Below are 22,522 nucleotides of genomic sequence, written 5' to 3'. Positions count from 1 at the left end.
GCTGGTCGAGGCCCAAGGGGCGAGCCGCCCCGTTCCCCTCACACCCTTCTAGGAGTGAACCTTCATGGGCATGCGAGACCAGTTCGAGGACAAGGCGAAGCAGGCCGCCGACCAGGCGAAGCAGAAGATGGGCAGGGCGAAGGACGAAGCGTCCGAGCGCGCCTCCCGGGCCAAGGGCCGCCCCTCCGAGGAGGAGCAGCGCCGGGCCCACCATGACGAGGGCCAGGACCGCCTCGACAGGGACTACGACGCCTGACGTCTGTCCTCCGAAGGCGCACCCGGGACGCCGGGTGCGCCTTTCGTGTTGTGTCGGCGGGATCCTCGGGCGGTCCGGCCTCGTCGATGTGGCCGACGGCGCGGCCGCGTCGGGAAGCCGGGTCGCCGGGCAGGCGGCCGGGCGCGGCCTGGCCACGGCCGGGGTACGGGAGCCGGGCCGGCCGGCGAGGCGTACGCGCAGCGGGTTCGTGCCCGCCGGGGACCTCGTCCTCGACGGGCAGCCCGGCGCCGGCTATGTGCTGGACCTCGGGGGGAGCTTCGGGCGGGAGCGGTCCGGGACGTCGGCGTAGCCGGGCGGGGCCGCCGCCGGGGTCTCCGCCAGCAGCGAGAGCGCCACCTCGACCGCGTCGTCCAACTGGGCGTGCCGGCCCTCGGCCCAGTCCAGCGGGGTCCGGAGGATCGCCAGGTCCGGGGCCACGCCCTGGTTCTCGACCGACCAGCCGTACTCGGGGAACCAGGCCGCGTTCATCGGCACCGTGATCTGCGTGCCGTCGCCCAGCCGGTGCCGGCCCGTCATGCCGACCACTCCTCCCCACGTCCGCTGCCCGATCACCGGCCCGAGCCCGAGCAGCTTGAACGCGGCGGTGATCATGTCGCCGTCCGAGGACGTCGCCTCGTCCGCGAGCGCCACGACCGGACCGCGCGGGGCGTTGGAGGCGTACGACACCGGCTGCGCGTTGCGGGTGAGGTCCCAGCCGAGGATCTTGCGGGTGAGCTTCTCCACGACGAGTTCGCTGATGTGGCCGCCCGCGTTGCCGCGCACGTCCACGATCAGGGCGGGCCGGGAGACCTCCATCCGCAGGTCGCGGTTGAACTGCGCCCAGCCGGAGCCGCCCATGTCGGGGATGTGCAGATAGCCGCACTTTCCGCCGCTGACCTCCCGTACCACCGCACGCCGCTTGGCCACCCAGTCCTGGTAGCGCAGCGGCCGTTCGTCGATCAGCGGCACGATCGCCACCCGGCGCGCGCGCCCCTCGCCCTCCGCCGGCTGGAAGGTCAGCTCGACCGTCGTACCGCCGGAGGAGGACAGCAGTGGGTACGGTCCCGTCACCGGGTCCACCGGGCGGCCGTCCACATGGGTGAGGACCGCGCCCTCCCGGATTCCCGTGCCCGCGAGCGGCGAGCGCGCCTTGGAGTCCGAGGAGTCACCCGGCAGGATCCGCTTGACCATCCACCCCCCGTCCCGGGGAACGAGGTTGGCGCCGAGCAGGCCCATCGGCCGCTCGTAGTGCGGCGGTCCCTCGTTGCGCCGTGCGGGCGTCACGTACGCGTGCGAGGTGCCCAGCTCGCCCATCACCTCGCGCAGCAGATCGGCGAAGTCGTCGGGGGACGCGACCCGTTCGACGAGGGGACGGTACTGGTCGAGGACGGCAGGCCAGTCCACCCCGCACATGTTCGGGTCCCAGAAGTAGGCCCGGACGATCCGGCCCGCCTCGTCGTAGGCGCCCCGCCACTCCGCCTCCGGGTCGACCTCGTGCAGGATCCGCCGCAGGTCGATGTAGACGGTCGAGTCGCCGTCCCCGAGCTCCGTCGCCGGCACCGCCCGCAGCTCGCCCTCGTCGACCACGACGAGCCGTGACCCGTCGCCGCTGACCGCGAACCAGTCCAGGTGCTGTACCAGTTCGGTCTTGCGGGCCTTGGTGATGTTGAAGTACTCCAGCGTCGGCCGGCCCGTCGTGTCGGCCGGGTTGGCGAAGGTCTCGCCGAGCGCGCCGGAGATCGGCCAGCGCAGCCAGACCAGCCCGCCGCCGCTGACCGGATACAGCGCCGAGTACTTGGACGCGGAGACCGGGAAGGGGGTGACCCGGTCCGCGAGCCCCTCCACCTCCACGATCGTGGTGCCCTCCCCGCCCGCGGCCTCGCTCTCCGCCTCGGCCGGGTCGAGCCCGCCCGCCGCCGGCCGTCCGTCCGGCAGCAGGGCGAAGGGGGAGGGCGTGGCGGAGGAGAGCGGTACGAGATAGGGGCGGCAGCCCAGCGGGAAGGACAGGTCGCCGGTGTGCACGTCGTACACCGGGTCGAAGCCCCGCCAGGAGAGGAAGGCGAGATAGCGGCCGTCGCGGGTGAAGACCGGATTCTCGTCCTCGAAGCGGCCGTTGGTGACATCGACGATCGTCCGGGCGCCCGGGCCGGCGATCCGGGCCATCTTGATCTGCCGCAGCGAACGGCCGATACCCGGGTGTGCCCAGGTCAGCCAGGTCCCGTCGGGGGAGAACGCCAGGTCGCGCACCGGCCCGTTGAGGGAGCGGATCAGCTCGGTGGTCTCGCCGGTGGACTCCTCCGTGGCGTCGAGGAGCAGTAGCCGGCCGTCGTTGGAGGCGATCGCGAGGCGCTCGCCGTCCGGGTCGGCGATCATCTCCTCCACCCGGCCGAGCTCGCCCGTGGCCAGTCGGCGCGGCTCCCGGTCCCCGCTCGCGCGCGGCAGGTACGCGACCTCGATGGCGTCCTCGCCCTCGGCGTCGGTGACGTAGGCGACCTGGCCGCCGCTGCCCAGCATCTCCGGCAGCCGGACCCGTACGCCCGGGGTGTCCGTGATCGTGCGGGCCGGGCCGTCGCGGTGGGTGAGCCAGTACAGGCTGCCGCGCACCGAGACCGCGCTCGCCCGGCCCGTCTCGTCGACCGAGAGCGCGTCCACGTGGTTGGCGGCCGGGACCTGGTAGTGCCGCCGTCCGGCGCGCGGGCCGCCGAGCCGTACCTCCAGCTTGCGCGGGGCGGAGTCGGGGAGGGTCAGGTCGTCGACGATCCACAGGTCGCCCGCGCACTGGTAGACCACCCGTCGGCCGTCGCTGGAGGCGTGCCGGGCGTAGAAGGCGTCGTGGTCGGTGTGGCGGCGCAGATCGGTGCCGTCGGGCCGGCACGAGTAGAGGTTGCCGACGCCCTCGTGGTCGGAGAGGAACGCGATCCGGCCGGCCACGAACATGGGCGCGTCGAGATGGCCGCCGATGTCCGGCAGCAGTTGCTCGCCGTGCAGCCAGAGCCGTCCGGTGGCCCCGCCGCGGTAGCGCTTCCAGGCGGCCGGTTCGTGCGGGGGCTTTCCGGTGAGGAGGAGCGTGCGGCGCTCTCCGTCGAGGTCGGCCACGGCGATGTCGGAGACCGGGCCCCAGGGCATCCGGCCGCCGGGCGAGCCGTCGGTGGGGACGGTGTAGGCCCACGAGAAGTACGAGAAGGGCTGGCCGTGCGAGGAGACGGCGAGGATGTCGCCGTCCGGGGACCAGGAGCAGACCCGGGTGTCGGTCGAGCCCCAGTAGGTGAGCCGCCGGGAGGGGCCGCCCTCGACCGGCGCGAGATGGATCTCGGGGTCGAGGCTGCGCCAGGTCGTGTACGCGATGTGGCGGCCGTCGGGCGAGAAGCGGGGGTGGCCGACCCGGGTCCGGTCGACGGTGATCCGCCAGGCGCGGCCGGGGTGGTGGCCGTCGGGCACGAGGGGTGCGACCCAGAGGTCGTCCTCGGCCGCGAAGCACAGCAGGTCGTCGTGGAGGTGCGGGTAGCGGAGATACGCGGCGTCGTCACTCACCCCCCAATGCTTTCCACCCTGATGGGGTGCGGCAACTCGTACGGGTTTTCGTGCCCGGCCGTGCGCCGCGGGCGGGCGGGTGTGGCCCACGACACGTACGAAACGGTTTCGTTTCGTTGGCGGCGGGGGTACCTTCGAGGTGTACGAAACGGTTTCGTTCGGATGGAGTCCGGTCATGGCACGCAGCAGGCTCACCCCAGAGCGTGAGTCCGAGCTGTACGGCGCCGTGCTCGACCTCCTGCGCGAGGTCGGCTACGACGCCCTCACCATGGACGCCGTCGCCGCCCGCACCCACTCCAGCAAGGCCACCCTCTACCGCCAGTGGGGGAGCAAGCCCGAGCTGGTCGCCACGGCACTGCGCGACAACAAGCCCATCAAGCTCGCCGAGATCGACACGGGCACCTTGCGCGGCGACTTCCAGGCGATCATGGAGCTGACCGACGACTGCCAGATGGAGAAGGACACCGCGCTGATGCGCGGCCTCGCCCAGGCGGTCCACGCCAACCCCGACCTGCACCAGGCGCTGCGCGAACTGCTCATCGAACCCGAGATGAGCAACCTGCGCGTCACCCTGGAGCGAGCGGTGGAACGGGGCGAGATCAGTGCCGGCAACCCGGCGCTGAAGTTCGTCCCGCACATGATCATCGGGGCGTTCGTCGCCCGTCCGCTGATCGAGGACCAGCCGATCGACCGCGCCTTCATCAACGACTACGTCAACGCCGTCGTGCTCCCCTCACTCGGCGTCTGACCGGCACCGGCTCCCCGGCCGGTACCACCGATACGTCCTCACCCGCACCCCCTGACGCTGCGCACCGCTCACGCCGTCGGGCCGGCTCCCCATGCCCTGTCCCACCACGAAATGGGAGTAAGCCCCCGTGGCCACGTTCCTCTACAAGCTGGGTCGCTCCGCCTTCCGGCGCCGACGGCTCGTCGCCCTGCTCTGGGTGGCGCTGCTCGCGCTCGCCGGAGTCGGCGCGGCCACCGCGCCCGCCGCGACCTCCAGCTCCTTCTCGATCCCCGGCACCGAGGCCCAGAAGGCCTTCGACCTCCTTGAGCAGCGCTTCCCCGGCGGCAACGCCGACGGGGCCACCGCCCGTGTCGTCTTCAAGGCCCCCGAGGGCCAGAAGATGACCGACGCGGCCAACAAGGCCAAGGTCCAGGACGTCGTCGCCGAGCTGAAGTCCGGCTCCGACGAGGTCGCCTCGGTCGCCGACCCGTACACCGCCCAGGCGGTCTCCAAGGACGGCTCGACCGCCTACGTCTCCGTCAGCTACAAGGTCTCCGGCATGGAGCTGAGCGACGCGACGCGCGAGGCGCTGCAGAAGACCGGGCACGACGCACAGGGACAGGGGCTGACCGTCGAGATCGGCGGTGACGCGCTCCAGACCATGCCGGAGACCGGCGCGGGCGAGATCGTCGGCGTGGTCATCGCCGGCATCGTGCTCGTCATCACCTTCGGTTCGCTGGTCGCCGCGGGGCTGCCGCTGCTCACCGCGATCATCGGCGTCGGGATCGGCGTCTCCTCGATCACGGCGCTCGCGAACGTGCTCGACCTCGGCTCCACCACCTCCACCCTCGCGATGATGATCGGCCTCGCGGTCGGCATCGACTACGCCCTCTTCATCGTCTCCCGCTACCGCGCGGAGCTCGCCGAGGGCCGGGAGCGCGAGGACGCCGCGGGCCGCGCGGTCGGCACGGCCGGCTCGGCCGTCGTCTTCGCCGGTCTCACCGTGGTCATCGCCCTGGTCGGCCTCGCCGTCGTCAACATCCCGATGCTGACGAAGATGGGCTTCGCCGCGGCCGGCACGGTCGTGATCGCGGTCCTGATCGCGCTCACCCTGATCCCGGCCCTGCTCGGCTTCGCCGGCGCCAAGGTCGTGGGCCGCAAGGAGCGCAAGGGGCTGAAGAAGACCGACGACGAGCAGGCGAAGCCCAACATGGGCACCCGCTGGGCCCGGTTCGTCATCCGCCGCCCGATCATGGTCCTGCTCGTCGGTGTCCTCGGCCTCGGCGCGATAGCCCTGCCGGCCGCCTCCCTGGAGATGGGTCTGCCGGACGACGGCGCGAAGCCCGCCTCCGCCACCGAGCGCCGGGCGTACGACCTGCTCTCGGACGGGTTCGGTCCCGGGTTCAACGGGCCGCTGATGGTCGTCGTCGACGGTGACAAGGCCGCGGCCGAGTCCACCGTGAAGAAGATCGAGGGCCTGGACGGGGTCGTGGCGGTAACGAAGCCGACGCCCAACAAGGCCGGCGACACCTCGATGATCACCGTCATCCCGAAGGACCGCCCCTCCTCGGTCGAGACCGAGACCCTGGTCCACGACATCCGGGACACGACCGGCGACGACGTCCTGGTCACCGGCGCCACCGCGATGAACGTCGACTTCTCGCAGAAGATGAACGACGCGCTCGTGCCCTACCTGGCGCTGGTCGTCGGACTCGCCTTCCTGCTCCTCATGGTGGTCTTCCGCTCGATCCTCGTTCCGCTGAAGGCGGCCCTCGGCTTCCTGCTCTCGGTGGTCGCCGCCCTCGGCGCGGTCGTCGCGGTCTTCCAGTGGGGCTGGCTCGGCTCGCTGTTCGGGGTCGAGCAGACCGGCCCGATCATGTCGATGATGCCGATCTTCATGGTCGGTGTGGTCTTCGGTCTCGCCATGGACTACGAGGTCTTCCTCGTCACCCGGATGCGCGAGGCGTACGTCCACGGGGAGCGGCCCGGCGAGACGATCGTGACCGGCTTCCGGCACAGCGCCCGGGTCGTCACCGCCGCCGCGGTGATCATGATCGCGGTCTTCTCCGGCTTCATCGGCATGACCGACCAGATGATCAAGATGATCGGCTTCGGTCTCGCCGTCGCCGTTCTCTTCGACGCCTTCGTGGTCCGCATGGCGATCGTCCCCGCGGTGCTCGCGCTGCTCGGCCACAAGGCGTGGTGGCTGCCGAAGTGGCTGGACAGGGCGCTGCCGAACGTGGACGTGGAGGGCGAGGGCCTGGCGGCGAAGGACGCCGAAGGGCCCCAGGACCCGGAGCGCGAGCTCGTGAAGGTCTGAGCCCCTGGGCGGCTCGTTGGTCCGAGCCCCCGATGAACTCCGGGGCCGCTCCTTGAGCGGAGGAGTAGGCCCCGGATCGCGCCGGAACCTGTGGGGACGGGGAGCCGACGCGGCACCGCGCCGTCATCGTGTCGAGTCCGACACGGTGACGGCGCGGTCGCGTTCGGGGCCTTTCTGGAGCGGTCAGGCCGCCGGGGGAGTGATCGTCACGCTCTCGACGAGGACGTGATGGTCCGAGCGCGGGGTGTCGGCGACCAGGCACCAGCGCCGCGCCTCGCTGCTGAACAGATAGTCCAGCTTCCATCCGCCGTCATGGGTGTCCCGGCCGTTGCGGACCGCTCCCTGCTGGTCGCACTCCTGGTAGCCGGGGGTGCCCGGGCCCTGGGAGTAGAGCCCGGCCGGCCAGATCCAGGCGTCGGGGTTGCCCGCCCGGTCCGGCGGACTCGCGTTGAAGTCGCCGGCGAAGGCGACCTTCGGGAAGCCGGACACCACCCGCTGGATCTCCGCGAGCTGGTCGTCGCGGTAGTCCCAGTCCGGGTGCTCGGGGTTCGCGTTCTTCGTCGACACGTGCACATTGCAGAGCCGTACGCCGAAGTACGTCGCCGTCGCGCACTGGAAGGGCGGATTGAGACCGGTCCACGGCTGCGTCGTCGGGTACTGCTGCGCGTCCGCGAGGCCGGCCTTGACCACGATCGCGGTGCCCACCAGGTCGTTCGGGTCGGACCCGGCGCCGGTAGCGCAGGGGCTCGCGGTCCGTACGCCCTTCTGCGACCAGTGGTACGGCGCGAAGCTCTTGCTCCAGCCCGCGCCGAGCTTGGTCATCAGGTCGTCGAGGCCGCTCGCACAGACCTCCTGGAGCAGGACGGCCTGCACGTAGTGGCTCTGCACGTACTGCTTGACCACGTCGGCCTTCTCCGCCGCCGTGCCGGTGCCCGTGCAGCCCCACCGCTCGACGCCGCACATGTTCCAGCTCATGACCTGCAGGTTCGTCCCCGGCGGCGGTGTCGCCGCCACTGACGCCCACCCTGCCGCCGATGTCGCCTTCGGCGCCGGCGGTACCTCCGTGGCCTGCGCCGACGCGCCGGAGACCGATGCCCCGGACAGGGCGAGCAGGGCAGCGCCGAGCGCGCCCCACAGTCGCTTCTTCACGTGGATCCCCCATGATCGTCTTACTGACGACCGGAACTCTACGGGGCGAGCGACGTGGTGCCGGCGGGGTCTACGGGGCCTACGGGCCTACGGGGCCATCGACGCGGTGACGGCGTAGGTGTGCTTCAGGAAGCGCAGCAGGGCCGTGGTGTCGAACTGGACGACCGCGACCCCGTCGGCCGTGTGGAACTCGACCACCGTCTGCACCCGGCCGCAGGGCCAGACGCCGATGTCGCCTATGCGGGCCGGAGCCCGCATCCCGGTTTCGAGGAGCTCGCGCGGGAAGGACCACTCGATGTTGCCGGGGAAGACGAAGCGCACGGTGGCGGGGTCGAATCCGGGGTCGTAGCGCAGGGCGACCGGGACGGGACGGGAGAGAGGGGCGTCGCTGATGATCCGGCCTTTGGCGTGGTCCTGGATCTCATGGCCTTCCGCGGTGGGGGACATCGAGCCACTCCTCACACTCGTCTTATTTACACCCTAATGTCCCATATTCTGAGGCGTCCGCGCGGGGGAGCCGCCTTTCTGTGACCTGTGCGCTCTTGCAAGGACTTTGCAGGAGCGCTCATCATTCGGGACGTGCATGTACCTGACGGATTCATCAACGCCCCCGTATCGGCAGTCGCCGGTGTCGCCGCCGCCGGCGCCGTCGCCGTCAGCCTGCGCGGAGCACGCCGTGAGCTGGACGAACGGGCGGCTCCGCTCGCCGGTCTCGTCGCGGCGTTCATCTTCGCCGTGCAGATGCTGAACTTCCCGGTCGCCGCTGGGACCAGCGGACATCTGCTCGGAGGCGCGCTCGCCGCGATCCTCGTCGGGCCGTACACAGGCGTGCTCTGTATCGCCGTGGTCCTGCTGATGCAGGGCATCCTCTTCGCGGACGGCGGACTCACCGCGCTCGGCGTGAACATCACCGTCATGGGCGTGGTCACGGTCGTCGTCGCGTACGCGCTCTTCCGCGGCCTCGTCCTCGTCCTGCCGCGCACCCGCCGCTCGGTGACCGTCGCCTCCTTCGTGGCCGCGCTCGTCTCCGTACCCGCGTCGGCCGCCGCCTTCACCCTTGTCTACGCGATCGGCGGCACCACCGCCGTACCGCTGGGCAAGGTCTTCACCGCGATGGTCGGCGTGCACACCCTCATCGGCATCGGTGAGGCGGCCATCACGATGCTGACCGTCGGCGCGGTCGTCGCCGTCCGCCCCGACCTCGTGTACGGCGCCCGCGGGCTCACCGCCCCGCTCAAGCTGAGGGTCGACGGCGAGCTCGTCGACGCGGCGCCGGCCCGCGACTTCGCGCCCGTCGCCGCCCGCTCCCCGAGGAAGTTCTGGCTCGGCGGCCTGGCCGCCGCGCTGGTCCTCGCCGGCTTCGTCTCCTTCTACGCCTCCGCGAGCCCGGACGGCCTGGAGAAGGTCGCGGCCGACAAGGGCTTCGACAAGAACGTCGAGGAGCACGACGCCGCCGGCTCCCCGCTCGCCGACTACGGCGTCAAGGGCATCGAGACCGCCCGGCTCTCGGGCGGCCTCGCGGGCGTGATCGGCGTCGGAGCGACGCTCGCCGTCGGCACGGGTGCCTTCTGGCTCGTCCGCCGGCGCCGTGCGGAGTCGACCGGCGCCCAGGTCTGACATGGGAGCGGGGCACACGCACAAGCTGTACCGGCGGGGCACCTCGCCGGTGCACGAGCTGCCCCCGCACACCAAACTCGCCGCCGTCCTCGCCTTCGTGGTGGTCGTGGCCTCCACACCCCGCGAGGCGGTCTGGGCCTTCGCCCTCTACGCCGTGCTGCTCGGCGCCGTCGCGGCGGCGGCCCGCGTCCCGGCCGGGTTCCTGCTGCGACGGCTGCTGATCGAGATCCCGTTCGTGGCCTTCGCCTTCCTGATGCCCTTCGTGGTCCCGGGCGAGCAGACGGAGGTCCTCGGGATCTCCGTCTCCGTCTCCGGCCTGTGGGGCGCCTGGAACGTCCTCGCCAAGGGCACTCTCGGCGTCGCCGCCTCCGTGCTGCTCGCCGCCACCACCGAACTGCGCGAGCTGCTCCTCGGCCTCCAGCGGCTCAGGCTTCCGCCGCTCCTCGTCCAGATCGCCTCCTTCATGATCCGGTACGGCGATGTGATCACGGACGAGATGCGCCGGATGTCCATCGCCCGCCGCTCGCGCGGCTTCGAGGCGAAGGGCGTGCGAGCGTGGGGCGTCCTCGCCAAGTCCGCGGGCGCGCTCTTCATCCGCTCCTACGAGCGAGGCGAGCGCGTCCATCTCGCGATGGTCAGCCGGGGGTACGCGGGATCCGTACCGGTCATCGACGAGGTGACCGCGACCCGGGCGCAGTGGGCGCGTGCCGCCGCCCTGCCGCTCGCCGCACTGCTGATCTGCCTCCTGGGATGGACCTTCCGATGACCTCTCCTTCTCTCGACGTGCGCGGCCTGGCGTACGCCTACCCCGACGGCCACCAGGCCCTCTTCGGCGTCGACCTGACCGTCGCACGCGGCGAGCGGGTCGCGCTGCTCGGCCCCAACGGCGCGGGCAAGACGACCCTCGTCCTCCACCTCAACGGCATCCTCACCGGCGGCGCGGGCACGGTCGCCGTCGCCGGGCTGCCGGTCGAGAAGCGGAACCTGGCCGAGATCCGGCGCCGGGTGGGGATCGTCTTCCAGGACCCGGACGACCAGCTCTTCATGCCGACCGTCCGCGAGGACGTCGCGTTCGGCCCGGCGTCGGCGGGGCTCCGGGGCGCGGAGCTCGAGGCGGTCGTCCACCGGGCCCTGGAGCGCGTCGGCATGGCGGAGTACGCTGACCGGCCGCCGCACCACCTGTCGTTCGGGCAGCGGCGGCGGGTGGCGGTCGCGACCGTCCTCGCGATGGAGCCGGAGATCCTGGTCCTGGACGAGCCGTCCTCCAACCTCGACCCGGCGTCCCGCCGCGAGCTCGCGGACGTCCTGCGCTCGCTGGACGTCACCGTCCTCATGGTCACCCACGACCTTCCGTACGCCCTGGAGCTCTGCCCGCGCTCGGTGATCCTCAGCGAGGGCGTGATCGCCGGGGACGGCCCCACGGCCGATGTCCTCGCCGACGAGGAGCTGATGAGGCGCAACCGCCTGGAACTCCCGTACGGCTTCGTCCCCCGCCCCGTCAGCTGACCGTTCCGACCCCGGAATCGGCGGTCCCGGACCGACGTTGCACCATGGGGGTACGAGCGAGAAGGAGTGTGGGACGTGGACGTCCGGGGCACGGTGGCGGCGGGATTCGAGCCGGTCAGGGACGCGTTCCTGCGCAACTTCGAGCAGCGCGGCGAGCGGGGCGCGGCGGTCGCCGTCTACCGCGACGGCGTCAAGGTCGTCGACCTGTGGGCGGGCACCCGCGACGTCGACGGCGAGACCCCCTGGGCCATCGACACCGCGCAGGTCGTCCGCTCGGCCACCAAGGGCGTCGCCGTCGCCGTACCGCTGCTGCTCCACCAGCGCGGCCAGCTCGACCTGGACGCGCCGGTCGGCACGTACTGGCCGGAGTTCAAGGCGGCGGGCAAGGAGCGGGTGAGCGTACGGCAGCTCCTCGCGCACCGTGCGGGCGTGCCGGTCCTGGACCGTCCGCTGACGCTCGCGGAGGCCATCGACCCGGCGACCGCCCAGGCGGCGATCGCCGCCCAGGCCCCGGTCTGGGAGCCGGGCACGGCCCACGGCTACCACGCGCACACCTTCAGCTGGCTGCTCTCCGGCCTCGTCCACCGGGTCACCGGCCGCACCATCGGCCGCTGGGTCGCCGAGGAGATCGCCCGCCCGCTCGGCCTCGACCTCTGGATAGGCCTTCCGGCCGACGAAGCCGCGCGGGTCGGCCGCCTGGGCCCGGTGGAGGAACGTGAGCCCGCCGACAGCGGCGCCCTGAAGCTCCGCCCCAAGCGCTCGGTCACCGAGGCCTACAGCAACCCCGACTCCCTCACCCGGCGCGCCTTCGGGGCGATCGACCCCAAGCCCGACGAGAACGACGCGGCGTACCGCGCGGCCGAACTGCCCGGCTCGGCCGGTGTCTCCACGGCCCGTGCCCTTGCCCGCTTCTACGCCTCGACCCTCGGCCCGGTCGACGGAGGCCCCCGCCTCTTCGCCCCGGCGACCCTCACCCTCGCCCGCACCGAGGAGTCCGCGGGCCCGGACCGCGTCCTGATGGTGGGCACCCGCTTCGGCCTGGGCCACATGCTCCACGGCCCTGCCTCCCCCCTCCTCGGCCCCACCTCCTTCGGCCACCCGGGCCGAGGCGGCTCCCTGGCCTTCGCGGACCCGGAGTCGTCCCTCGCGTTCGGCTACGTCACGAACGGCATGCGCAAGACGGTGACCGCGGATCCCCGGGCCCAGTCCCTGGTCCGCGCGGTCCGAGCCGCCCTCGACCAGGGGGCCTGAGCCGCCCTCGACCAGGGGCCGGAGCCGTCGTCCCTCTGGTGCGGGCCGCGCGGGCGGTGTGTGATCGGGGCATGGACAGATTCGAGGGGTACGCGGCACTGGTCACCGGTGGGGCACGGGGCATCGGGGCCGCCAGCGCGCGGAGGCTGGCCGAGGAGGGCGCGCGGGTCCTGGTCGCCGACGTGGACGAGAACGTGGCCCGGGAGACGGCCGATGCGCTGCCCGGCGCCCGGGCCGTGCGATGCGACGTGGGGGATCCGGAGTCCGTGGCGGCGGCCGTCGCGTACGCGGCGGAGACGTTCGGCGGGCTCGATGTGCTGGTCAACAACGCCTTCGCCCGGGACCGGCCGGACGTCGAACCCTTCGAGGACGAACCCGAGGACGGCTGGCGGCAGCAGTTCGACGTCACGCTGATGGGCGCCGTGCGGTGCGCCCGGGCCGCGCTTCCGCTGCTCGCGGCGGGCGGGCGCGGGGCGATCGTCAACATCGGGTCCGTCAACGCCGAGGCGGACTTCGGCAACCACGCCTACAGCGCGGCCAAGGCGGGGATCGCCTCCTTCACCCGTACCCTCGCGGGGGACGCGGCCCCGCACGGCGTACGTGTCAACCAGGTCACCCCGGGCACGATCGCCACGCGCGGCTGGGAGTCCCGCGAGGACCGCCTGGCGGCCCTCGCCGACCGCGTCTACCCCCTGGGCCGCGTCGGCACCCCCGAGGACGTGGCCGCCGCGGTCGCCTTCCTCGCCTCCAGGGACGCGGCCTGGATCACCGGCACGACGATTCGCGTGGACGGCGGGCTGCTTGCGGTGAACTCCCACTTCGCCGAGGTGCTCGGGGAGTGACGTGAGGTCGCCGCGGTGCTCGGGGAGTGACGTGAGCGGACCCGGCGGGCGGGGAGTGACGTGAGCCGCCCGGGCGGGGAGTGACGTGAGCCGCCCGGCGGGCGGGGGCCGTGCCATCGTGGAGGTATGACCATCGAGGTTCGTCCGGCGTCCGTCTTCGAGGACGTCCGGACCCTGCTCGGCCCGAAGTCGCCGGGGGCCAACGTCTGCTGGTGTCTGAGCTACCGGATCCCGTCGAAGCTCAACAACGAGCTCCGTGGGCCCGCGCGCGGCGAGTACGTCGCCGAGCTGTGCCGGGGCCGGCTCCCGCCCGGGGTCATCGCCTACGACGGCGACGAGCCGGTCGGCTGGGCCGCCGTGGCGCCGCGGGCGGACACCTCCTTCGCGCGCAGCCGGAAGATTCCGCACGTCGACGATCTGCCGGTCTGGTCGCTCTGGTGCGTGCGGGTGCGTCCCGGTCACCGGAAGAAGGGGATCTCGCACGCCCTCATCGCCGGCGCGGTCGACTTCGCCCGCTCCCACGGCGCACCGGCCGTCGAGGCGTACCCCCTCGACAACGGCGACGCCAAGGTCGACCTGACCATGCGTACGCCGGACTGCGCACGAACTTCGAGCGGGCCGGGTTCGTCCACGCCGCCGACACCACCTCGGTGCTGGCCGGTCACCCCCGGGTCCTGATGCGGCTCGACCTGGGCTGACATCCGCGCGGACGACGGGCCCGGCTCCCTGGGCCGTACGCCCGGCCGCCGGCCGGTCACGCCGTGGTCAGCATCAGCCCGATGCCCACCACCATCAGCCCCGCCGCCGCGATCCTCGGGCCCCCGAAGCGCTCCCTGAAGAACAGCGCGCCGATCGCCGCCCCCACGATGATCGAGGACTCGCGCAGCGCCGCGATCGGGGCGAGCGGCGCCTTCGTCTGCGCCCACAGGACCAGTCCGTACGCGGCGACCGACAGGCCCGCGCCGAGGAGCCCGCGTGCGGCGTACGGGCGGAGCTGCGGGAGCAGGGCGGCGCGGCGGGTCCACAGGGCGTACACCGGGATGGCCAGGCCCTCCAGGATCATCAGATACGCGATGTAGCCGAGCGGCGTGCCGGAGGCGCGCACTCCGACGCCGTCGACGACGGTGTACGCGGCGATGGCCAGGCCCGTCGCCCCGGCCGCGAGCAGCGCCGCCCAGTCCGGGCGCCTGCCCGAGCCCCGGATGCCCCACAGGGCCAGGCCCGTCAGGCCCGCGCAGGCGACGGCCACCCCCATGAGCTGCCACGAGTCGGGGATCTCGTCGACGAAGACCGCCGCGAGCAGGGTCACCGCCAGCGGGGCCGTACCGCGGGCGATCGGGTACATCTGCCCGAAGTCGCCCAGCGTGAACGACCGCATGAGCAGGACCATGTAGCCCACGTGCAGCACGGCGGAGGCGATCAGGTACGGCCACGCAGCGGCCGCCGGCAGCGGTACGAAGAGGGCCGCGACACCACCGATCAGCGCACCGCCGCCGGATATCAGCGTGAAGGAGAGCAGCTGGTCGCGGATGGTGTGGGCCATCGCGTTCCAGGCGGCGTGCGTCACCGCGGCGAGCAGGACGGCCGCCACGACCAGCGGCGTCACGCGGCCGGCCGTTCGCGGACGTCCACAAGTGCCCCGCCCGCGTGGGCGATCAGGGACTTGGGGTCCAGCGCGAAGACCGTGTGCGGGGTGCCCGCGGCCGCCCACACCACGGCGTGGTCGAGCAGCCCGCGGTCGGCGAGGACCCGCGTCCGGGTGCGGTGCCCGAACGGCGGGACGCCGCCGATCGCGTACCCGGTCGTCTCCCGTACGACCTTCGCGTCGGCCCGCGTCACCGCCTCGGCGCCCAGCTCAGCGCGCACCCGCTCCAGGTCCACCCGCGAGGAGCCGTCCATCAGCACGAGGACCGGGACGCCGTCCGCCGCGAAGATCAGCGACTTGACGATCTCGGACACCTCGCAGCCGATGGCCTCGGCGGCCTGGGCGGCCGTACGGGTCTCGTCCGGGAAGCTGCGGATCTCGACATCGAGGCCCAGCTCCCGCAGGGCGGCGGCGAACTGGGGGTGCGCGGGGGAGCCGGGGGACGGGGGAGAGGAGGGAGACGTCATGGCCCGCACGCTAGCGTTCCGTGTACGGGCCACGCGACTCGATTCCCACCGCGCACCGCCCCCCCGCGTGAGCCGGCCCTTGCGCACACTGCCGTGAGCGAGGACCAGCACCGGGCCACCGCGCCGGCCGCGCCGCGCCGCCGCGCCGGGCCCCTGCGCCAGGCCCGCGCACCGGGCCCGCGCCGGGCCGCCGCGCCCCCGCCTTACCCCGCCCGCAGCACGCTTGCCACGACCTTGCCCGCCGAGTCTCCGCCGTGGCCGCCCTCGCCGACGACCGCCGCCGCGGCGAGGTCGTCGGAGAAGGCGGCGAACCAGCTGTTGGACGTGGCCTGGTGGTCGACCTCCGCCGAGCCCGTCTTCGCGCCCTTGTCCCCGCCGACCGACGCCATCGCCTTCGCGCCGGTGCCTTCTCCGGTGGCCGCCGCCCGCATCATCGCGCGCAGCTGGCGGGAGACCGAGTCCGGCAGGGAGCGCGAGGCCTCGGCGAACGTCCGGCCGTCGAGCTTCCGGGAGACCAGGAACGGCTGCTTGAAGGTCCCGTACTTCGCGGTGGCGGTGATCGAGGCGATGTTGAGGGCGTTCATCTGCACCGTGCCCTGCCCGATGTACTGCGCCGCCGCCTCGCCCTCCACCGCCGGCGGGACGGACCCGTCGACGGACTGGACGCCCGTCTTCCAGTCGAGGCCGATCCCGAAGACGTCCTGGGCCTCCTTGCCGAGCGCCGAGTCGTCGTCCACGTCGTCGATCAGCTTGATGAAGGCGGTGTTGCAGGACTTGGCGAAGCTCCGCGAGAACGGGACGTTCCCGAGCTCGAAGTACTCGAGATTGTGGAAGGTCCGGGTGTAGTACCGGACCTCCTTCGGGCAGGGGGCGACCCCGTTCGCCGTGACGAGCCCCTTCTCCAGGAGCATCGCGGCCGTGACGATCTTCAGGGTCGAGCCCGGCGCCTGCCGGCCCTCGAAGGCCGCGTTGAAGCCGCCTGAAGGGCTGTTGGCGACCGCCCGGATCTCGCCCGTGGACGGCTTGACCGCCACCACCGACGCCTGGCCGTACTGCTTCACCGCCTGTTCGGCCGCCGCCTGCGCCTGCGCGTCGATGGTCGTCTCCAGGCGCCCGGGCCGGCCCTTCACGTGGGTCACGAGCGTGGTGCTCGCGGTGCCTTCCGGGCCTGACTCGATCCAGGTCTCGACCCCGGGCTGCCCGCCGACCTTCGCCCCGTACTTCTCGCGCAGCTGCGCCAGGATCGGGCCGAGGGAGGGGTACTTCTCCGCCGTCAGCTCCACGCCCTTACGGTCGACGGCCTTGATCTCGCCGACCTCCGCGGCGCCGGTGTGCAGGGTCGCGCCCTTGGTGAGCTTCGGGTGGACGACCGCCGGCTTCCAGTCGACAAGCGCCCGCCCGGTGGAGAGTCCGCGCACGACGGTCAGTTCGGAGTCGTACGTCCAGGGCTTCGACTGCCCCTCGTACGTGACGGTCGCCTTCACCGTGAACGGCACCTTCGGGCCGACCGGCGTGCCCGCGGTGATCTCGGCCTTGGTGACCTTCGCGCCCACGCCGAAGTCGGCCACGACCGGCCCGGCGTCGACGGGGTTGTTGGTCAGCTGCCCGGCCCGTTCAGGCTCACCCGCCGCCCACGCGGCGAGGAACTCCTCGGCGGTGTTGGTGACCTCGTCCGAGGTCACGGGCCCGGAACGCTTCGTCTCCGGCGCGGCCGCGGAAACGCCCCCGCCAGCGCCGCCGCTGATGCCCTGCCAGAGGTTGTAGCCCCCGTAGGCCACCCCACCGGCCACGACGACGAAGACACCGCCGACGATCGCGACTCTGGCTCCACTGCGCATCTCTGTGGTTCCCCCTCCCCAGAAGCCCCAGGGTCCCCAGAGCCCAAACAGTGAAGCACCCGCCACGGTCGCTGTCACCCGACATCCGTCGCTCGCGCGTTCGTGCCGCGAGAAGATGGCCCGATGGACCGAAAGATCAGGAAAGAACTCGACGAACTCGACCGGAGGGACCTGGCCGCCGGTGACGCCAGCATCGGCTTCTACACGGCGACGGTCGACGCACCGCCTCACCCCCACACCGTCCTGGGCATAGCCGCCGGAGACACGAGGGCGACCCCGATGGAAGCGGTGCTGAGCATGCAGCGTCGGGCGCGTGAAATCGGCGCCGACGGGGTGCTGGGCGCGTCGATCATCGTCGTCAGCCACCGCATGTACGTCGCCTACGGCACCGCCGTCCAATGGGCACACTCCGAGTAGGCGGCAGGGGACATCGGGCGCTGTAGGGTGTCGGAAGCGTCGCGTGCCGCTGGCAGACCGTGTCAGGCATGGAGGCGCCGGATCGAAGGAGGTCGACGATGAACGTGTCGCACCCTTCGCTCTCGCGTGACTGAGCGCGAGACGACCAGGCTCGTCGCCTGGAGCCAAGAACTCCGTCGGGTGCACGTCCGCCTGCGGGAAGCGCTGTCCGTGACCCGCGCCTCCCTTGCCGACGGCACCCCCGGTGAAGCGGCCACCCGTGAACTGCTGCTGTACTGCCACGGTTTCTGCGCGGCGCTCGACGGCCACCATCAGGGCGAGGACCGCACCCTGTTCCCGGCCATCGCGGCCGCGCATCCGGAGCTTCGGCCGGTGCTGCGCCTGCTGGAGCAGGATCACTCGATGATCGCCCACCTGATCGGCAGCCTCCGCGCCGCGGTCGACCGGGCGGCGCCGCCCGAGGAGCTCGAGCTCCATCTCGAAGGCATCGCCGCGATCATGGAGAGCCACTTCCGCTACGAGGAGCGCCAACTGCTCACCGTGCTCGAGACCCTCGAGCTCGAAGCCGCACCCCGGGAGGTGCTGGGCCCGCTCTGATCCCGGGCCCGACAGCGGTGTCGTGGTGGAGGGCGCGGCCGACCGGCCGCGCCCTTCCTCACACCCGCCCCGCTAAACCCACGTGTCGAGCCACATCCGATTGCGCCATTGATCGAGCGGAATCGACGTTCCCGTGTACAGCGGCCAGAAGTAGATGAAGTTCCACACGATGAGGAGAACGAGAACTCCCGCCGCCACCGCCCCGAACGTCCGGCGCCTTTCCGAGGAGCCCGCCGGGCCGATCATCGCGCCGATCATCATCGTCACCGCGAGACAGAGGAACGGGACGAAGACCACCGCGTAGAAAAGGAAGATCGTGCGTTCCTGGTAGAGGAACCACGGCAGCCAGCCCGCCGCGATGCCGCACGCGATGGCGCCCGCCCGCCAGTCACGGCGGAAGAACCAGCGCCACAGGACGTACAGGATCGCGAAGCAGGCCGCCCACCACAGCAGGGGCGTTCCCAGGGCCAGGACCTCCTGGGCGCACTTCTCCGTCGCCGTCGTCGGGCAGCCCGCCTGGCCGGGGGCCGGGGACTCGTAGAAGTACGAGACAGGGCGGCCCAGGACGATCCAGCTCCACGGGTTCGACTCGTACGTGTGCGGCGAGTTCAGGCCCACGTGGAACGTGTAGACCTCGCTCTCGTAGTGCCACAGGCTCCGCAGCCAGTCCGGCAGCCACGACCAGAAGCCGCCGCCGTTCACCTTGTCCTGCTCCGCCGCCCAGTTGCGGAAGTACCCCTTGTCCGTGACGATCCAGCCCGTCCAAGTGACCAGGTACGTGACGATCGCGACCGGCACCACCGAGACGAACGCCGGGATCAGGTCACGCCTCAGCACCGCCGCGTACGGGCGGAACGCGCCCGCCGTACGCCGGCCGCCGACGTCCCACAGCACCGTGAGGAGCCCGAAGGCGACCATCACGTACAGGCCGTTCCACTTGGTCGCCGCCGCGAGCCCCAGCGACACCCCCGCCGCGAGCCGCCACGGCCGCCAGCCGAGCCGCAGCGTCTCCGCCACCACCGCGTCCGGCCGCAGGACCCCCTCCGCGTCCACCGGCAGGGCGCCCGCCAGCTTCCGCCGTGCCCAGTCGCGGTCCACCACCAGACAGCCGAAGGACGCGAGCACGAAGAACATCAGCACCTGGTCGAGCAGCGCCGTCCGGCTCATCACGAAGTGCAGGCCGTCCACCGCGAGCAGCAGGCCGGCCAGACACCCCAGGAACGTCGAGCGGAACAGCCGACGTCCGATCCGGCACAGCATCAGCACGGACAGCGTGCCGAGCAGCGCCACCATGAAGCGCCAGCCGAACGGTGTGAAGTCGAAGATCTTCTCGCCGAGGCCGATGACCCACTTGCCCATCGGCGGGTGGACCACATAGCCCGGGTCGGTGGGGATCGCGACCGCGTCGGGGTTGGCCAGGATCGACTTGTCGACGTCCTTCGGCCACGCCCCCTCGTACCCCTGGTTGATCAGCGCCCAGGAGTCCTTGGCGTAGTACGTCTCGTCGAATATCACCGCGTGCGGCTTGCCCAGGTTCCAGAACCGCAGGACCCCCGCGAGCAGCGCGACGAGCAGCGGACCGCCCCAGGCGGCCAGTCGCCACACCCGGTCGCCGGAGCCCGGCGAGAGCCCGAGCAGCGACCACATCCGCTGCGAGGGCCGGGTGTACGGCGGTACGAGCCGCTCCCGCAGCCCCGGTCCGGCGGCGCGCCCCGCGGGGGGCGTGTAGCCGAAGCGCCGCAGACGCTGCTGCCACGACGGGGGCTTTTCCACGGCGCGCTGACCCTGCAGGGTCTCGGGTGCGGTACTGGTCACCGCGCCATCGTAGGGAACGCGCCTGTGCGCGTCGCCTCTCCGCCCTGCGAGGATGACCCATGTGACAGGAACGCTGGTACTTGCAGGGACTCCCATCGGGGACATCGCGGACGCCCCGCCGCGGCTCGCGGCCGAGCTGGAGACCGCCGACATCGTCGCGGCGGAGGACACCCGGCGGCTGCGCGGCCTGACCCGCGCCCTCGGCGTGCACACCTCGGGCCGGGTCGTCTCGTACTTCGAGGGCAACGAGTCCGCCCGTACGCCGGAGCTGGTCGAGGCGCTCGCCGGCGGCGCGCGCGTGCTCCTGGTCACCGACGCAGGGATGCCGTCCGTCTCCGACCCCGGCTACCGCCTGGTCGCCGCCGCCGTCGAGCAGGACATCAAGGTCACCGCCGTCCCCGGCCCCTCCGCCGTGCTGACCGCGCTCGCCCTGTCCGGGCTGCCCGTGGACCGCTTCTGCTTCGAGGGCTTCCTGCCCCGCAAGGCCGGCGAGCGGCTCGGCCGGCTCCGCGAGGTCGCCGGCGAGCGCAGGACCCTCGTCTACTTCGAGGCCCCGCACCGGCTCGACGACACGCTCGCCGCGATGGCCGAGGTCTTCGGCGCCGAGCGCCGCGCCGCCGTCTGCCGCGAGCTGACCAAGACGTACGAGGAGGTCAAGCGCGGCGGTCTCGGCGAGCTCGCGGCGTGGGCCGCCGAGGGCGTACGCGGCGAGATCACCGTCGTCGTCGAAGGCGCCCCCGAGGCCGCGCCCGCCGAGCTCGACGCGGAGGAGCTGGTGCGCAGGGTGCGGGTGCGCGAGGAGGCGGGGGAGCGGCGCAAGGAGGCCATCGCGGCGGTCGCCGCCGACGCGGGCCTGCCCAAGCGTGAGGTGTTCGATGCCGTCGTCGCGGCAAAGAACGCGGCTGTGACAGGCCCCGGAAAAGGTAAAGGGCTATCGTGAAAAGCAAAGCCAAACCCCGCGCGGCGGGCCTCCTGAGGGCCTGAGGGCAAGGGAACGCCCAAGGACGTTCCATGGTTCGTCCGGCGCTGATGCGCTCCGGCCCTAAAAGGCGTCCACTGGTCGGTGGAGAGGAGCTGGCATGAGTGAGATCACCGGCACCGGCATATCCGTCGCCCATGAGGCGTACGCCTTCGCCTGCATGCGCTGCGGATACGGCTGGGAGCAGGCGTACGACATCGAGCACCACGTCGACGCCGCCGGCCAGGAATTCGTCGTCTACAAGGCCGGTGGTGAGCGGGTTCCCTCACCGCTGTCCAGTCCGACCTGCATGAACTGCGGCGGCCACGTCGTCCGCATCATGCGCGCGGGGCAGGTTTCCTCGGTCCTGGACTCGTGGGAACAGGCCTATCACCGGAACGTGGCGGGGACGCCGCACCGGCCGGTCACCCCGGCCGGGCCGATCGGTCTGGCGGGGCCGATCGGGCAGGACCTGGAGCGGGACGAGGGCCCGGCCGCACCGGAGGGAGACGCCCCCGGCCCCGTGCACGTACAGGAGTCCCGGCGCCGCCTGTCGGACCTGTTCCACCGCAAACCGCCGGCGCCCTAGCCACGTACGCCCATCGCGAGCGAACCCATGGCCCCTCGTACGATCGGGGCCATGAGTTCGAAGGACGCCCCACCGCCGCTGCCCGAACCGCTCCTGGTCCCGGTGGCGGATTCCCACACGCACCTGGACATGCAGTCCGGCACCGTCGAGGAGGCCCTCACCAAGGCCGCCGCCGTCGGAGTCACCACCGTCGTCCAGGTGGGCTGTGACATCAAGGGCTCCCAGTGGGCCGCCGAGACCGCCGCCGCGCACGAGAACGTGCACGCCGCCGTCGCCCTGCACCCCAACGAGGCGCCCCGGATCGTGCTCGGCGACCCGGACGGCTGGTCCCGCCAGGGCGCCCGCGAGGCGGGCGGGGACGCGGCCCTGGACGACGCCCTCGCCGAGATCGACCGCCTCGCCGCCCTGCCGTACGTCCGCGCCGTCGGTGAGACCGGGCTCGACTTCTTCCGTACCGGCCCCGAGGGCATGGCCGCCCAGGAGCGCTCCTTCCGCGCCCACATCGAGATCGCCAAGCGGCACGGCAAGGGGCTGGTGATCCATGACCGCGAGGCCCACGCCGACGTCCTGCGGGTCCTGGACGAGGAGGGCGCGCCGGAGCGGACCGTCTTCCACTGCTACTCCGGCGACGCGGAGATGGCGGAGATCTGCGCCGCGAAGGGCTACTACATGTCCTTCGCCGGCAACATGACCTTCAAGAACGCGCAGCCGCTGCGCGACGCCCTCGCCGTCGCCCCGCTGGAGCTCGTCCTGGTCGAGACGGACGCCCCGTTCCTGACCCCGGCGCCGTACCGCGGCCGGCCGAACGCCCCGTACCTCATCCCGGTCACCGTCCGTGCGATGGCCGCCGTGCGCGGGATCGCGGAGGAGGAGCTCTGCGAGGCGCTCGCCGTGAACACGGCCCGTGCCTTCGACTACTGACTTCGATTACCGATGCATAACGGTTACGTGTTGTAGTCGAGTCGTTTTGGAGAGTGATCGTCGCCGGGGCTAGGGT

The 22,522-nt window shown here is 72.1% G+C and carries 20 protein-coding genes and 1 pseudogene; 14 read left to right on the top strand and 7 right to left on the bottom strand.

What is annotated here, in order from left to right; genetic code table 11:
* Window positions 1-64: 64 nt before the first annotated feature.
* The gene (locus ACFY8U_RS32770; protein ID WP_389575823.1) at window positions 65-256 is read left to right on the top strand and encodes a hypothetical protein; all 192 of its coding nucleotides are present in this window, start codon (window positions 65-67) and stop codon (window positions 254-256) included.
* A 252-nt stretch (window positions 257-508) separates the two neighbouring features.
* Here ACFY8U_RS32770 and ACFY8U_RS32765 read toward each other — a convergent pair whose 3' ends face one another.
* Window positions 509-3,787, bottom strand: coding sequence for a S41 family peptidase (locus tag ACFY8U_RS32765; protein ID WP_389575822.1), 3,279 nt, complete (start codon window positions 3,785-3,787; stop codon window positions 509-511).
* 175 nt (window positions 3,788-3,962) lie between these two features.
* On the opposite strand from ACFY8U_RS32765, the gene ACFY8U_RS32760 reads away from it, so the two are divergent.
* Window positions 3,963-4,535 carry a TetR/AcrR family transcriptional regulator gene (locus ACFY8U_RS32760; RefSeq protein WP_389575821.1) on the top strand — a complete coding sequence of 191 codons (573 nt, stop codon included), beginning with the start codon at window positions 3,963-3,965 and terminating at the stop codon, window positions 4,533-4,535.
* Between the two features lie 127 nt (window positions 4,536-4,662).
* Entirely contained in the window at window positions 4,663-6,834 is a 2,172-nt protein-coding gene (locus ACFY8U_RS32755) for an MMPL family transporter (protein ID WP_389575820.1), read from the top strand.
* Between the two features lie 183 nt (window positions 6,835-7,017).
* Here the strand turns inward: ACFY8U_RS32755 and ACFY8U_RS32750 are convergent, their stop codons facing one another.
* Both ACFY8U_RS32750 and ACFY8U_RS32745 read right to left on the bottom strand, forming a co-directional pair.
* Window positions 7,018-7,983 carry an endonuclease/exonuclease/phosphatase family protein gene (locus tag ACFY8U_RS32750; protein WP_389575819.1) on the bottom strand — a complete coding sequence of 322 codons (966 nt, stop codon included), beginning with the start codon at window positions 7,981-7,983 and terminating at the stop codon, window positions 7,018-7,020.
* 87 nt (window positions 7,984-8,070) lie between these two features.
* The gene (locus tag ACFY8U_RS32745) at window positions 8,071-8,430 is read right to left on the bottom strand and encodes an SsgA family sporulation/cell division regulator (RefSeq protein WP_389575818.1); all 360 of its coding nucleotides are present in this window, start codon (window positions 8,428-8,430) and stop codon (window positions 8,071-8,073) included.
* Between the two features lie 132 nt (window positions 8,431-8,562).
* On the opposite strand from ACFY8U_RS32745, the gene ACFY8U_RS32740 reads away from it, so the two are divergent.
* The 6 genes and pseudogenes from ACFY8U_RS32740 (at window position 8,563) to ACFY8U_RS32715 (ending at window position 13,897) form a co-directional block, all read left to right on the top strand.
* A complete protein-coding gene (locus ACFY8U_RS32740; protein ID WP_389575817.1) occupies window positions 8,563-9,600 on the top strand; it encodes an energy-coupling factor ABC transporter permease in 1,038 nt (345 codons plus the stop codon).
* A gap of 1 nt (window position 9,601) precedes the next feature.
* Window positions 9,602-10,366, top strand: a complete 765-nt coding sequence (gene cbiQ / locus ACFY8U_RS32735) for a cobalt ECF transporter T component CbiQ (RefSeq protein WP_389575816.1) — start codon at window positions 9,602-9,604, stop codon at window positions 10,364-10,366.
* A complete protein-coding gene (locus ACFY8U_RS32730) occupies window positions 10,363-11,106 on the top strand; it encodes an energy-coupling factor ABC transporter ATP-binding protein (RefSeq protein WP_389575815.1) in 744 nt (247 codons plus the stop codon). The genes cbiQ and ACFY8U_RS32730 overlap by 4 nt, the downstream gene beginning before the upstream one ends.
* 75 nt (window positions 11,107-11,181) lie before the next feature.
* A complete protein-coding gene (locus ACFY8U_RS32725; RefSeq protein ID WP_389575814.1) occupies window positions 11,182-12,357 on the top strand; it encodes a serine hydrolase domain-containing protein in 1,176 nt (391 codons plus the stop codon).
* Window positions 12,358-12,428: 71 nt separating this feature from the next.
* A complete protein-coding gene (locus tag ACFY8U_RS32720; RefSeq protein WP_389575813.1) occupies window positions 12,429-13,199 on the top strand; it encodes an SDR family NAD(P)-dependent oxidoreductase in 771 nt (256 codons plus the stop codon).
* Between the two features lie 126 nt (window positions 13,200-13,325).
* Window positions 13,326-13,897: pseudogene (locus ACFY8U_RS32715) on the top strand (GNAT family N-acetyltransferase).
* A 56-nt stretch (window positions 13,898-13,953) separates the two neighbouring features.
* On the opposite strand, the gene ACFY8U_RS32710 reads toward ACFY8U_RS32715, so the two are convergent.
* The 3 genes from ACFY8U_RS32710 to ACFY8U_RS32700 form a co-directional block, all read right to left on the bottom strand.
* Complete coding sequence (locus ACFY8U_RS32710; protein WP_389575812.1) at window positions 13,954-14,805, bottom strand: EamA family transporter; 852 nt, start codon at window positions 14,803-14,805, stop codon at window positions 13,954-13,956.
* Window positions 14,802-15,311, bottom strand: a complete 510-nt coding sequence (locus tag ACFY8U_RS32705) for a YbaK/EbsC family protein (protein ID WP_389575811.1) — start codon at window positions 15,309-15,311, stop codon at window positions 14,802-14,804. Before ACFY8U_RS32705 ends, ACFY8U_RS32710 begins: the two co-directional genes overlap by 4 nt.
* 203 nt (window positions 15,312-15,514) lie before the next feature.
* Complete coding sequence (locus ACFY8U_RS32700) at window positions 15,515-17,149, bottom strand: penicillin-binding transpeptidase domain-containing protein (RefSeq protein WP_389575810.1); 1,635 nt, start codon at window positions 17,147-17,149, stop codon at window positions 15,515-15,517.
* 123 nt (window positions 17,150-17,272) lie between these two features.
* Between ACFY8U_RS32700 and ACFY8U_RS32695 the strand changes: the two genes are divergently transcribed.
* Window positions 17,273-17,566 carry a hypothetical protein gene (locus ACFY8U_RS32695; RefSeq protein ID WP_389575809.1) on the top strand — a complete coding sequence of 98 codons (294 nt, stop codon included), beginning with the start codon at window positions 17,273-17,275 and terminating at the stop codon, window positions 17,564-17,566.
* A 126-nt stretch (window positions 17,567-17,692) separates the two neighbouring features.
* Window positions 17,693-18,163: a hemerythrin domain-containing protein gene (locus ACFY8U_RS32690; RefSeq protein WP_389575808.1), complete on the top strand. Its 471-nt coding sequence runs from the start codon at window positions 17,693-17,695 to the stop codon at window positions 18,161-18,163.
* Between the two features lie 72 nt (window positions 18,164-18,235).
* Here ACFY8U_RS32690 and ACFY8U_RS32685 read toward each other — a convergent pair whose 3' ends face one another.
* Window positions 18,236-19,978, bottom strand: coding sequence for a dolichyl-phosphate-mannose--protein mannosyltransferase (locus ACFY8U_RS32685; protein WP_389575807.1), 1,743 nt, complete (start codon window positions 19,976-19,978; stop codon window positions 18,236-18,238).
* Window positions 19,979-20,030: 52 nt separating this feature from the next.
* On the opposite strand from ACFY8U_RS32685, the gene rsmI reads away from it, so the two are divergent.
* The 3 genes from rsmI (at window position 20,031) to ACFY8U_RS32670 (ending at window position 22,446) form a co-directional block, all read left to right on the top strand.
* On the top strand, window positions 20,031-20,918 hold the full coding sequence (rsmI, locus tag ACFY8U_RS32680) for a 16S rRNA (cytidine(1402)-2'-O)-methyltransferase (RefSeq protein WP_389575806.1): 888 nt from the start codon (window positions 20,031-20,033) through the stop codon (window positions 20,916-20,918).
* 139 nt (window positions 20,919-21,057) lie between these two features.
* Window positions 21,058-21,525, top strand: a complete 468-nt coding sequence (locus tag ACFY8U_RS32675; RefSeq protein ID WP_389575805.1) for a hypothetical protein — start codon at window positions 21,058-21,060, stop codon at window positions 21,523-21,525.
* Window positions 21,526-21,576: 51 nt separating this feature from the next.
* Window positions 21,577-22,446, top strand: coding sequence for a TatD family hydrolase (locus tag ACFY8U_RS32670; protein WP_361438499.1), 870 nt, complete (start codon window positions 21,577-21,579; stop codon window positions 22,444-22,446).
* The last annotated feature ends 76 nt before the right edge of the window (window positions 22,447-22,522 follow it).

The sequence above is a fragment of the Streptomyces sp. NPDC012508 genome (assembly GCF_042902595.1).
Taxonomy (GTDB): domain Bacteria; phylum Actinomycetota; class Actinomycetes; order Streptomycetales; family Streptomycetaceae; genus Streptomyces.
Note: the sequence above shows the minus strand (reverse complement) of the source record. Positions and strands in the feature narration are given on the sequence as shown.